At 33.9% G+C, this 12,847-nt stretch carries 10 protein-coding genes and 1 pseudogene; 1 reads left to right on the top strand and 10 read right to left on the bottom strand.

Annotated elements, in window-relative coordinates:
- Positions 1 to 288 (top strand): annotated as a pseudogene (locus tag BM056_RS18590) (hypothetical protein); the annotation flags it as partial.
- Between the two features lie 88 nt (positions 289 to 376).
- Here BM056_RS18590 and BM056_RS18585 read toward each other — a convergent pair.
- From BM056_RS18585 to BM056_RS18535, 10 genes are all read right to left on the bottom strand, one after another.
- Positions 377 to 1,681, bottom strand: a complete 1,305-nt coding sequence (locus tag BM056_RS18585) for a lipopolysaccharide biosynthesis protein (RefSeq protein WP_207648216.1) — start codon at positions 1,679 to 1,681, stop codon at positions 377 to 379.
- Between the two features lie 479 nt (positions 1,682 to 2,160).
- A complete protein-coding gene (wzy, locus tag BM056_RS18580; RefSeq protein WP_092473224.1) occupies positions 2,161 to 3,681 on the bottom strand; it encodes an O-antigen polysaccharide polymerase Wzy in 1,521 nt (506 codons plus the stop codon).
- Complete coding sequence (locus tag BM056_RS18575; RefSeq protein WP_092473222.1) at positions 3,675 to 4,790, bottom strand: glycosyltransferase family 1 protein; 1,116 nt, start codon at positions 4,788 to 4,790, stop codon at positions 3,675 to 3,677. The genes wzy and BM056_RS18575 overlap by 7 nt, the downstream gene beginning before the upstream one ends.
- A gap of 197 nt (positions 4,791 to 4,987) precedes the next feature.
- Entirely contained in the window at positions 4,988 to 5,512 is a 525-nt protein-coding gene (locus tag BM056_RS18565; protein WP_092473218.1) for an acyltransferase, read from the bottom strand.
- Complete coding sequence (locus BM056_RS18560; RefSeq protein WP_092473216.1) at positions 5,509 to 6,678, bottom strand: glycosyltransferase family 4 protein; 1,170 nt, start codon at positions 6,676 to 6,678, stop codon at positions 5,509 to 5,511. Before BM056_RS18560 ends, BM056_RS18565 begins: the two co-directional genes overlap by 4 nt.
- 241 nt (positions 6,679 to 6,919) lie before the next feature.
- Complete coding sequence (locus BM056_RS18555; protein ID WP_092473214.1) at positions 6,920 to 7,894, bottom strand: SDR family oxidoreductase; 975 nt, start codon at positions 7,892 to 7,894, stop codon at positions 6,920 to 6,922.
- 1 nt (position 7,895) lies between these two features.
- A complete protein-coding gene (locus BM056_RS18550) occupies positions 7,896 to 9,275 on the bottom strand; it encodes a nucleotide sugar dehydrogenase (protein WP_092473212.1) in 1,380 nt (459 codons plus the stop codon).
- 4 nt (positions 9,276 to 9,279) lie between these two features.
- The gene (locus BM056_RS18545) at positions 9,280 to 10,386 is read right to left on the bottom strand and encodes a glycosyltransferase family 4 protein (protein WP_092473210.1); all 1,107 of its coding nucleotides are present in this window, start codon (positions 10,384 to 10,386) and stop codon (positions 9,280 to 9,282) included.
- 445 nt (positions 10,387 to 10,831) lie between these two features.
- Positions 10,832 to 11,482 (bottom strand): sugar transferase, encoded by a 651-nt coding sequence (locus BM056_RS18540; protein ID WP_092473208.1) that lies wholly within the window; start codon positions 11,480 to 11,482, stop codon positions 10,832 to 10,834.
- A 427-nt stretch (positions 11,483 to 11,909) separates the two neighbouring features.
- Positions 11,910 to 12,800, bottom strand: coding sequence for a tyrosine-type recombinase/integrase (locus tag BM056_RS18535; RefSeq protein WP_165613604.1), 891 nt, complete (start codon positions 12,798 to 12,800; stop codon positions 11,910 to 11,912).
- Between the last annotated feature and the right edge of the window lie 47 nt (positions 12,801 to 12,847).

The raw sequence follows: 12,847 nt of genomic DNA, 5'->3' as shown, positions 1-12,847 counted from the left end.
CATACCAGCATTATTTTTACTCGATACATTGTGTTATCTTGGGAGTCACGATTAAATACTGACCCTAAGTCATTGGGGGAGCTGTTCTTCATAATGTGTGATGAGGTAAAGGAGCTTGACTATCAAACAGCCCTTACCCAATTGTTATCCATAATGAACTCTATCGTGATTGGTAATACGGTGGAATCTCAAGCAATATCTGTTGCCGAAAAAGTCGATATATGGTTACAACAATTGCCAACATATATAAGGAAAAAGATGTTACCTGCTGTTGCTAATGCGTCTTAAATTGTCAACATAAGCAATTAAGACTTGCTGTTTTCAGGTTGTGCCTAGCTTAAAGGGGTTTTTGGTTCTGTGAAAGTTGAGTCTTTTACTAAAATATTAAATTGCACACTGAATTTTTTATTACATAATTATCGGCTTTCCTGATATATATCAGATAGACTACAACCAAGGTTTTTGTAACTAATTGTACACACGATGATACTATTAAAACGTATGCTGCTCCCCTCATACCGTAACTTGGTATTAATAAAAATGACACTACTAAACTTGAAATTACCCATATTGACCCAAGAAATGGCTGAATTTTAAAACAACGTGCTGCCGTCATGCCATATCCTAAAAATGATCCTGCATAATTAATTGCTCCGGCTAACATAACTAATACAAAAACATCTGAATACTTCGCATAATCTTCACTATAAAGTAATGTCAATAGCTCATTGCCAAATATTATTGCAACCCCTAAACCTATAACACCCATAATAATTCCAATACCAACCATTTTTAAAATCAATTTCTCAAAACTTTTCCTATTCCCATATGCATAGTACTTTGCTAATTTAGGGGTAGCCGATTGACCTAAAGCACTAATAACCGAATTGCCAGCTACAATTAAGTATGCCATTGCCGCAAAATATCCTAGCGTTTCCTCGTCAATATAAAATTCTATGAAATAGCGAGGGATATTTGTGTTTAGTGATCCCATCATTAATACAATCCCTAAAGGTAATGAGAGTTTAACCATACTCTTTATTGCAGGGTAATGGATTATTGGCCTAAAAGTCGTAAAACGCTGAGCGTTTTTAACATCGTAAAAAACTAGTACTGCAAACCAAACTAAGGCTAGGGCTAGTGTTCCAACAACTAGACTACTTGTAATCCAAACAACAATACCTAGTACTAATAGTGATATAACCCCTTTAAAAATCATAGACATGGCAATACGGTCCATGCACTCGTTCTTTTGCATTAGGCCGAATACAATATCACTAATAGATTCTATTATTTTTGCCATACACATAATTAAAACAACAAAAATAGTCTCCAGGACACGATTAGTAAGTAGTACCACCACAGCAACAATAAAAAAAGCTAACATAGACGTAATTAATCTAAGACCTAAATAATCACCAAATTGGTACAATTCTTTCGTGTCGGTTGCCTGTACTCCCCGCAACTGCAAATTTGTTAACATCATTACAGGAGCAGTTATTGCTAAAGCCAATGCAAACCTTCCAACCATTTCTGGCGAACCCAGTTTTGCCAATACTACTAACATGCCCCATTGACATCCAGCATAAATGATATTACCCATAAACGTCCAAGAAATATTTTTTCGTAAAGATAGAGGCTTTAAAGAATCTTTTTTTTCAATTTTCTTAGCCTTAAACAAAATATGTACCTCATCTCTTTATTAAAATTTGCACATAAATAAATCTCATTATTGCTAATCAATGTTACATTATAAACAAAAACATTAATGTACAAGCTTAACCTTTTGCATATCTTGAATATATCTACAAATTTACTTTACCAACTGAATGGACACGATGAACAAGGAGTGAAACTGGTCCTTAAAACAACGTGCTGCCCGGTAAAGTCATTCGCTGAAGTATTAGGCAATTTTACGAAAAAATCGCTATACAGATGTATAAGCCAGTACAAAAACACCATAGCAAGGCTTTCCGAGGTAGAGTAATTACGGCCCAGTTAAGCTCCTTAAAGTATGGTGGTCAACCTATAAAAGGAAACTCTATTCTAAAAAAAGAACGTAGCTATTCTTCGCTGAACAACCGAATAGCATACAGGCAATTTTTTTAGCCACTTTATTCCAAATGAGCTTATTTATCGTTAATCATATTTCCTATAGAGTTATCCTGACATTTTATGTGTTACTCTAGAATTTAACAAGTAGTAGTATATGCCTCTAATTAGAACATAAATTGGTATAACAACATAGAATAAAGGGCGAACTATGTATAAGTTATCTCCCCGAACACACATCATAGTTGCATTTGCGAATATCATTACAAAACATAATATCTCAGGTCGTGTGTGTATCGTAAATTTATCAATAGACGAATATATTCGGCCGAAAAGCAAGCCAAAACCTAGAAGAACTATAAATCCATACCAACCGAAGTTTCTAAAAGCATCTGCACAAAGTGAAAAACCTGGGCCAGAATATAAATCGAGCAAATCCATAAGCCACGTAGAGCCACTTGCATACAGCGCAGCCGGATGTAGCTCCCATAACCCTAAATTCGGTATCACCGATGTCAACGCATAAAAATAACTTTTCCCCCAAAAAAATTCATAATTGGAAGGAAATATTTGCATTATCATCGTTAAAGGAAACATTGTCCACCCTATTTCTGTAAGCGTATCAAAAAATAAATTCTTTTTACCGAATGATTCTGCAAAAGCTACAAAGTAATCTATAATACTTCTATTAGATAAGCCACGCAGTTGAGCAATAACACTTAGAAATGACAGGAGACAATATGAAAAAATACCAATCGTAAAAACTCTCTTTTTATTGATTGGTTTAACGCTGTAATGGTAGAGGCATATTATAACCAAAATCAAGCTAACGGCGCCACCCCTACCACCAATATATAATTCATTTATAATATAAATTATCATAACAGCAACAATCCAAATTCTCACAGCAACCTTAGTTCTATATACTACCAATAAACATATTAAAGCGGGCAAAAAATAGGAGGAAGTATATTGAAAAATTCGCGCTATCAAACCCACACTTCTCACATCACCATCATAGCCATATAAAGCTCTGTAGCCTTCATTTACTACTATAGTTAATGTACTAATGGTATCATAAATAAATCCAGGAAATGAAAATAACAATAAAGTAATGCCAGCATACTTTATTGCTTTAATCATAAGCACATTATCCTTATTCATACCTATTACATCCGAATTTAACATCTTATTATTGGAATAAATTTTAGTTTCCTTACCTACTTCCTTACATATGATCAAAGCTCCTAAGTGAAACGCAACAAGACAAAGTAGGGTAAATATCTGCGCCTCCACAAGCTGAAAAGAAGAAATTCCATTTAGCAAATCCCGATTTTCAGATACTAAATCAAAAATGATTAATAAGCTTTGTCCAAAAGTAAATAGATAGAATACACCTAAAAAAATACTATATATACAGATTATTTCGCCTCTTAAAATTCTCCACGACATTATACTCCAAATAAGTGTCACCCAACCAAATAAGCCAAAAAAATTCAACCAGAATAAACTGTTATTGTATGATATATTAACGACATAGGTGGATTTCAATATGTAAATAAAAAAAAGCATCATTAGAGTTACAAAAATACATATAAGCTTCTTTATTTTTGTTTTTGTTTTTAACATGTGACTTCTTTTCCCAAATAAAACCTAAGCAATTCTTCTGCCACTACTTTTATATCGAAACCACCATCTTTTATCAATTTCGAAGTATCTTTTCTTTTATAGTTGCCTGCCTTTTCTATAATTGTTTTAGCCCAAAAATCTGCGCTTCTGCTCAATTCAAGATTATTTACCAACTCTGTAATGTTCACTTGTTTTGTTATCACATCTGATACCATACACATTAATCCCGCAGCTTGAGACTCGACTAGCGCAACTGGCAATCCTTCGTGTAATGAAGGAAATACAAACACATCCATTGCTTGTAGCAAATCTATTACGTCAGAGCGTATCCCAGTAAAAATTACAGCATCCTTTAGTTCTAACTGTTCAACTTTCTTTAAAATTTCTAAGCGCAATTCTCCCTCTCCTATTAACATCAATACGCTATTGTTATCTTTTTCGTGTATTGCCTTAAAAATATCAATTAAGAAATCGTGATTTTTCTGAGGTTGAAATCTCCCCACATGCCCTACCAAAAACTTATTTTGTATGTTAAATTCGTCTCTAACCCTTTTCCTTGTGGCTTCATTAAAAACAAATTTGTTTATTTCTATTCCATTACAAATTATTTTGAAATCTCCTTTATGGTACTGTTTTACTGAGTACATCCATTTAGCAGCCAAGTCGGAGCATGCAAAAAAATCTGTTGCATAATCTTTTATGAATAATCGATTAACTAAATGAATATATCTATGTAGTCTACTACCACCTTGCTTGGTATTATGACTGTGAATAATTCGTACTGGAACACCATGTTTTTTTGCCGCTTTAAGTGGCTCAATATAAGTTAACGAACTTGCATGTTGATGGATAATTTTATATTCTTTATGAGCTGCGAAAAAATCATTTAAAGCTTGTTTATTTGCAGCAATCCCTTTCCCCCTCACTGGTACAGAATAAATTTCCCCTCCCAAAGAGTGTATTTCAGCATCATGTGCACACTTCTCTTCCGTATGTACCATGAAATCAAACTGCAATTTTGCACGATCAATGTTTCTGTACACATTCATTAAAAAGGCTTCTAGACCGCCTCTATTCATAGCACTAACAATGTGCAAAACTCTTATCATTTGGGCTTCCTCCAATTTTTGAAAACACTGATACTAGCATTAGTCCACAAATATTCAAGTCTGTCTGGTGCAAAATTATGCTTAATGTCCTTACCAAATACCTTAAATAAGATGTAATATATATCCATTAAATACTCACTGTCACTAATACGTAACGTTAAATATTTAACAAATAAATACACCATTACCAATTTTATTCAACAACTTGTAATTTCTTTAGCGGGAACTCCTGCAACTTTCTTATTTGATATTACATCTTTGGTCACTACAGCACCTGCAGCAACTACTACACTTTCCCCGATATTAACTCCAGATGTAATAACAACATGTCCTCCACACCAAGTTCCTTTTCCTATAACTATTGGTTTATGACTCCCCTTATTTTTTACTACACCTTTTTCAAAAATATGATTACTAGTTGCAATAATTGACATTGGGCCAATAATTACATTATCTCCAAATTCTAATCCTCCTTTAGCCTGAACATAGCAATAATGAGATATATAGCAATCATTACCCATTCGTAGATTTCTGGGATTATTGATAATGACGCCTTTTCCAATCTGAAGACGCCTCCCGCATTTACCTAAAAAAGGTCTTATCAAACCACCTCTAATTCTGTTAGTTATAAGGTGATTAGGAAGCAAAACAGTTACCAAGTTTATCAAGTGAATTGGAGTATCTCTTATTAAAAAGTCAATTATAATTCTTACATATTTCACTCTTTCACCTCTTTTTCTTTCAGTACAGCTCCTTTGATAAACTCTTTAAAAAAACTTATTCTCCGCTCATACAACACTGATTGTAAATATTTTTTTGAATTTTTGTAATTAAGTAACGCATGGTTTTTCATTACTTCATATGTAAATTTTTTATAAACATTACAAATACCATCAACATTTCCTTTCTTAAAAACAAACTCATTATCGATTAATTCTGGTATTCCCCCAGCATTGGATCCAAATACTGGGCATCCCCTACTCATTGCCTCTATAACCGACCTTGGCAAGCCTTCTGTTCTACTTGGTTGAACATAAATATCTATTTGATCTAACCACGTAAAAACATCTGCATGTTTTAATTTACCTAAAAATCTAACATCATCTTCTACCCCAAACTTTTTTGCAATAGATTTTAAAAAACTGGGATCCCCTCCGCCGACTAATTGATATTCTATTTTATATCCTTTTGATTTCAATCTTGCAATAGCTTCGATCATATACTGTTGACCTTTATATAAGGCGTCGACCGTAGAACATGTACCAATGATTACATTTTTATTTGAATCTAATTTTTTTATTTTTTCTATTCTCTTTCTTAAATTAATTTCATCTACTGATGGCAACGTTACATTTGAACACGATATACTACTTCCTAATGTTGGATATTTATTTTGCAAATAATCCTCTGTTACATACACAACATAACCAGCATCATAAATAGCCTTTTTACACAAAATAGTAATAATTGGGGCAATTAATTTTTTATAAATATTTTGTTGCCAAAAAGCATCCCATGGACATCCTACTACTTCAATTAAATACGGCTTATTATGTTTTTTTGCACTGCGAATAGCATATAATCCTAAAATGCTTGGTAACCGAACAATTACACAATCACTCTCATTTATTTTTCTATCAATATTATCCCTAATGAAGCTTGACTTAAGCTGAACATAATTACTTATGGATATAAAATCCACTTTTTCATTTACAGTAGGCGTTTTTATAGCTTCTTCAAAATCAATTTTCGTTTCTCGGGCAATAATATCAAATTTATCAAATATATTTAAATAACGATTAAAAAACTCATTATCAAATCCATATGAATGGTAATAAGCTTCTCCGTAGCGTGGGAACTTATGGTCATGCACAAATACTCCTTGCATACTTATCTCCTATGTATGTGTATTTACTTATAACCTTAAACTTTTAATTAGTAAAGACTCCATCAAATCCTATACCGTGCATATTAACCATAGATAGTCTATTGAAAATAGTATTTAAAATCTAAATCCCTAAACAGAAAACAGTTTCCAGTGAAATTATTTATAAAATAAAATTTAGCTGATTACACTCCTATTATTTAGTCTAAACTATCAAGAATTGAAAATACTCTAAACTTTTAGTTTACAAATGGCTTCTGTACCAATCAATTGCCAACTTCAGCCCATCCGCAAAACTCCACTCAGGTTCATATCCAAACATTTCTTTTGCTTTACTTATATCAGCATTACTGTGCCTAATATCACCTTTACGCTCAGGCCCCAAAATAGGCTCTATATTTTTTTCTAGAGCTTTACACAACTCATTATAAATATCAATTAGGTACTCTCTGCCACCATAAGCAATATTATACGCCTGCCCTGCTGCTTTACGAGGTGCGTTACAAGCCTTTAAGTTAGCTTCAATTGCATTTTCAATGTAAGTAAAGTCTCGGCTCTGTTTACCATCACCATTAATTGTTGGTCTTTCATTGTTTAGTAATTGTTTAATAAATTTAGGTATAACCGCCGCGTATGCACCATTTGGATCTTGTCTTCTGCCAAAAACATTGAAGTACCTTAAACCATAAGTATCTAATCCGTAAAGTTTTGTATATTGTCTCCCGTATTCTTCATCTACCCTCTTGGTAAGAGCGTAGGGTGAAAGTAGATTACCTTCTATTCCTTCCTTCTTAGGAAGGTCAGGTTCATCGCCATACACAGAAGAGCTAGATGCATAAACAAACTTTTTCACGTCGTTTTGTCTCGCCGCTTCCATCATATTTAATGTCCCTTTTATATTGATCTCCTCATATAATAAAGGCATCTCAATACTTCTTGGTACACTTCCCCACGCCGCTTGATGAAGGACATAATCCACATCTTCACAGGCTTTCATGCATGTATCAAAATCGCGAATATCTCCCTCAATAAAATCATAGTTGGCATTACCCAAAAACTCTTCTACGTTCTCTTTTTTACCAGTCGAATAATTATCAAGTCCTCTCACCTTATATCCTAATTTAATTATTGCTTCTACTAAATTTGAGCCTATAAAACCTGCCGCCCCGGTTATTAAGAATTGAGTCCCCTCTGAAAATTTAATATTTTCATAACCCATTTTATAACCTCCAATATATATACCCCATTTGCTCTGCTTCTTGTCGATTAAACATTCCTTTTACGTCAATTAAAACACAATTATTTACAATATCTACATCAGACTCAGATGTTGCAGCAATTTCCTTCATAACATCGGAGAAGATGTTGCTTATTGGTCTAAACATCCTCTTTATATCTTCTAATTTTATAGCGTTAAACTCTTTATGAGGAACTGCAAATATAACAGCATCTATGTCTGTTATTTCTTCCCATATACAAGGGTTAATTCTATATTCACGCCATAGGTCTTCTGTATCCGCCACCGGATCCACTACTTTTACCTCTATTCCATAATCCTCTAATTCCTCAATGATATCTAGTATTTTAGTATTTCTAACATCCGGGCAATTTTCTTTAAATGTAATTCCAAAGACTACTACTTTTGAACCATTTATTTGCTTATTTGCCTTGATCATTTTCTTTACTGTATTTTCAGCGACATACTTACCCATATCGTCATTTATCTTTCTTCCTGATAGAATAATCTGTGAATGGTAACCCACCTGCTCTGCTTTATATGTAAGATAATATGGATCAACACCTATACAATGACCACCTACGAGTCCTGGTGAAAAGTCAAGAAAGTTCCACTTTGTACCTGCCGCTTCAAGTACTGCTTTTGTATCAATTCCCAACTTATTAAAGATGATGGAAAGTTCGTTCATAAAAGCAATATTAATGTCGCGCTGGGCATTCTCGATAACCTTAGCAGCTTCAGCGACTTTAATGCTTTCTGCTTTAAATACTCCAACGTTTACTACTAACCCATATACCCTTGCAACGGTATCTAGAGTCTCTTCATCCATACCCGACACAACTTTTATGATATTTTCTAGTCTATGTTCTGTATCTCCGGGATTGATTCTTTCAGGAGAATATCCAACTTTAAAATCTACACCACACTTTAGCCCTGATTCTTTTTCTAAAATTGGAACACAAATATCTTCTGTTACTCCTGGGAAAACAGTAGATTCATAAACTACTATCGATCCTTTGGTTAAGTTTCTCCCTAAAGTACTACTTGCTGATTCAACCGGCGCTAAATCAGGTGTTCGATCTCCTTTTACAGGAGTTGGTACAGCTACAATATGAAATCTAGCTTCTCTTAGTTTTGTTTCATCGGAAGTAAAGTCTACTGTTGTATTTTTTATTGCTTCACTTCCCACTTCTCTGGTAGGATCTATGCCATCTTTATAAAGATTAATCTTTTCTTTATTAACATCAAATCCAATTACATCAGTTTTCTTCGCAAAAGCTACGGCTATAGGAAGTCCAACGTAACCTAGTCCGATTAATGAAATCTTTTCTTTTCTATTTAAAATCTTTTCGTATAAGCTCATTCGTTTATACCTCACCTTGACATATTTTATCTATCTCTTGAATATAAGCTTTAACAACAAACTCCCGATCAAATTCTTTCTCTGCCTTTTCTCGACTTCTTTTTCCCATCAAGGCTTTTTGTTCTTGTGATAAATTTAAAAACTCTTCCATTTTAATTTTAAGAGATTCGGCATCTGATGTTTTACACAAAAAACCATTATATCCATCCACTACATTTTCTTTACACCCATATGTATCACATGTTATCAACGGTCTTCCTACAGCCGCCCCTTCTTGTAGTACAGTACCTCTTCCTTCTCCATAAGACGGTAGAACGATACAGCTAGATTTCGCCATTATTTGAGGAACATCATTTCGTTTACTTAGATATTTAATAATCCCTTTTCTATCAAATTCATTAAGGAGTTTAATATACCTTTCCTCATCTACGAAACCAACTACTTCAAACTCAACATTGTTATAGTTTTTAACAAGTTCCTTTGCCGCTGTTAAGTACTCTTCAATTCCTTTATCTTGAAGTACCCTGCCTACAAAAGTAAAAATAATTTTATCACCACTAGGCTGTTCAACGTGCTTAAACTTCTTTAAATTAACACCTGAACCAGGAACAATCATAGTATTTTGCATTTCAGAGATAATTCCTAACTTTTTATAAAATTCTTTATTATCTTCATTTAAAAAAACTACTTTATTAGCATATTTAAAGGCTATTTTATTAAGCAGAACTGCAATATGCTTTTGCCACATGTTCTGAATATAAACAGAGCCCAATCCAGTTACTGTATGAATAACCTTTGCTCTACAAATCCTAGCAGCAATACCACCATACGTATTTGGTTTAATTGTATAGGTAAGAATTATATTGGGCTTTATGACTTTAATTTTCCTTATATATTGCAATAATAGCATTATATCCGAAATAGGATTTGTTCCTCTCCTATCAAGAGGAGTATCAATAATTTCACATCCAATATTAGAAAAGTATTCAATTTCTTTGGTTTTAGGTAAAGCAATGTATACCTCATTTCCTGCATCAACTAATTTTTTAATCAACTCTTTTCTAAATGCATAGATAGTAATAAAATGATTTGCTAATATTAATATTCTCATATACGTTCTCCACTCTCAAAAACATTTTACTTTGATATATCATATCGTTATTCAAAAAAACTTTTTCGACTCCGCTCCCTGAACATTAGATATTTTTAACTATAACCATATTTACAGCTTCGGAAATTAGCTAAATTAATTGATATGCCCCAAATTCCAAAAGTGCTAATTTAAAATATTTTAATAAATATCGCTACAAATCTATTAAAATTTTATTACCACATATTAATACAAAAAAGATCTAATAGCAATATTGTTTAGCAAACTTTTCAACCTTATTTTTTTCTTAACTATGATAGGCATTGCAATAAGCAACACTTTATAGACACAAACCAATCTTTACCATTGCACGCCCCAGTTACATATAAATCTTCTCTATGACTAGTTATCAAAAGTTCTACAAAAAACGCCTTTCTATGTTACAAATAATTAAAAGCACTAAAAACTACCTCTGCTGCTCTAGTGATTTACCTGAAGATAACAACTCATTAGTAGGTGCAATCTCTTTTTTACCAGGCCCTCCCTCAATAACTCCATCACTTTTCAAAACACTAAAAACGGTCCCAAAGAAACACTTAGCATCGAATAAAAAACTCATCCTTTGAATATATTCTCCGTCCAACTTAGACTTAATCTCAATGGGAAGTTCATCTCTACCATTTATCTGAGCCCATCCAGTAAGCCCAGGAGGTACATTATTAGCACCATATTTATCTCGTTCTTCTATCAAATCATATTGATTCCACAAAGCAGGACGAGGACCAATAATACTCATCTGTCCAACAAAGATGTTCCAGATTTGCGGTAGCTCATCCAGACTTGTTTTCCTCAAAAATTTCCCCATCTTTGTAATGTACTGCTCCGGGTTATCTAATAAATGAGTCGGAGTATCTTTTGGCGTATCTATAATCATAGTCCGGAATTTTAATATATTAAAATGACTCTTATGAATGCCAATACGTTTTTGCTTAAAAAACACAGGGCCTTTAGAATCAAGCTTAATCGCTATGATTAGAATCACGAATAACGGCAATAATATGATTAATCCTAATAATGAAAGGAATATATCTATTATTCTTTTTATTTTCATATACATTTTTGTTATACTCCTTGAGAGTTGTCTGGCGGATTTGTACTTAATTAGAAATTAATTCTTCACCAACTAATTACTAACCCACTAAAGACACATTCAATCTACCCGCATACACACTTCCGAGCGACTATTCAATCAATTTAGTTGGCTAGTTGGCTAAGCTTTAAAATCTAACCAACTATCCACTAACCAACTTTCCACCCTAAACTAAAAAGGACGCCACCGACTCATTGTTACCGAAGCAGGCGTGTCCAATATATATCCACCTAAATACCCTAATAGGCATCAAACTATACATAACGTTTCAGCCACCATTTTCTGTAAATTTTATTTAAAATACTACCTATAAATGACTTATTTTATTTATTTCGCTAAAATTAAAACATTCCCTGCAAGATTACCTATAAATGTTATTTTTTTAAAAATTTTTTTACCTTAACCAGAACCTATAGAGAGCCACGGATTCTTTCACCATATCCGCTTTCGCAGCCAATTCAAGTATGGCTTCCTGGGCGGTTTTAGCATAACGCCTGGTTGTCGAAATGTATTCATGGCCCAGCACTTCCTGGACCTTGTCCAGGTCCACTCCTTTTTGAAGCAACTGTGTGCCCACAGTATGCCGGCAGCGGTGAGGGTAAAAATCTATCCCCGTCTGATTCTTGCACTTCTGCGACCATATACCGTATTGGTTGCTGCTTACTTTTATAAGCGGCGCTTCAGTAGGACGTTCTTTTTTTAACTCCGCCAACCGTCTGGCCACATCAGCATCCATAACGGGAACATATCTTTCCTTATTGCCTTTGCCATGCCTGACACGGATTATATAGGCGCTATTTTCCAATCTAATTAGGTCGCTGCACTTCATATCAATAACTTCGCTTAGACGCATTCCGGTAGCCAGCATAGTGCGAAAACCCATGGCAACCTGGTCGGGTATAGTGGTCAACCAGTCAGTAAACACTTCAAGTTCTCTGGCTGTCATAAATCTTGGCAAGGCTTGTCCTTCTTTAACCCGTAATCTGCGTGTAATTATAGGATTGCCTATTATTTTGCCTTCCTCAATCAGGAAGTTATAGAAACCTTTTAGAGTAGATATAGCCTTATTAGTTGTTCTGGGTTGAAGACCAGTTTCTATAATATAATTTCTATACAGCCTGGCTTGCGAGGGGGTAAAGGTCAAGAAATCCATGTTGTTAGACTCCATAAAGGATGCGAATTTTTTAAGATAGTATATGTAACTTTTTATCGTTTGCATTGAACTGCCTTGCATTTTTAAGTCAGTTATGTATTTGTTAATTTCTTCTCTTAATTGCGATTCCATCGGTTCCATCCTAATAGACCCTGGCATTCCTTAAACTTACTTGTATT

Origin of the sequence: Desulfotruncus arcticus DSM 17038, assembly GCF_900113335.1 — a bacterium.
GTDB lineage: Bacteria > Bacillota > Desulfotomaculia > Desulfotomaculales > Desulfallaceae > Desulfotruncus > Desulfotruncus arcticus.
Note: the sequence above shows the minus strand (reverse complement) of the source record. Positions and strands in the feature narration are given on the sequence as shown.

What these genes read in the sequence shown, in the direction of transcription:
- BM056_RS18550 (WP_092473212.1), bottom strand. Translation starts at nt 9,275, where the DNA reads ATGAGCTTATACGAAAAGATTTTAAATAGAAAAGAAAAGATTTCATTA.
- BM056_RS18540 (WP_092473208.1), bottom strand. Translation starts at nt 11,482, where the DNA reads ATGTATATGAAAATAAAAAGAATAATAGATATATTCCTTTCATTATTA.
- wzy (WP_092473224.1), bottom strand. Translation starts at nt 3,681, where the DNA reads ATGTTAAAAACAAAAACAAAAATAAAGAAGCTTATATGTATTTTTGTA.
- BM056_RS18575 (WP_092473222.1), bottom strand. Translation starts at nt 4,790, where the DNA reads ATGATAAGAGTTTTGCACATTGTTAGTGCTATGAATAGAGGCGGTCTA.
- BM056_RS18560 (WP_092473216.1), bottom strand. Translation starts at nt 6,678, where the DNA reads ATGCAAGGAGTATTTGTGCATGACCATAAGTTCCCACGCTACGGAGAA.
- BM056_RS18555 (WP_092473214.1), bottom strand. Translation starts at nt 7,894, where the DNA reads ATGGGTTATGAAAATATTAAATTTTCAGAGGGGACTCAATTCTTAATA.
- BM056_RS18545 (WP_092473210.1), bottom strand. Translation starts at nt 10,386, where the DNA reads ATGAGAATATTAATATTAGCAAATCATTTTATTACTATCTATGCATTT.
- BM056_RS18535 (WP_165613604.1), bottom strand. Translation starts at nt 12,800, where the DNA reads ATGGAATCGCAATTAAGAGAAGAAATTAACAAATACATAACTGACTTA.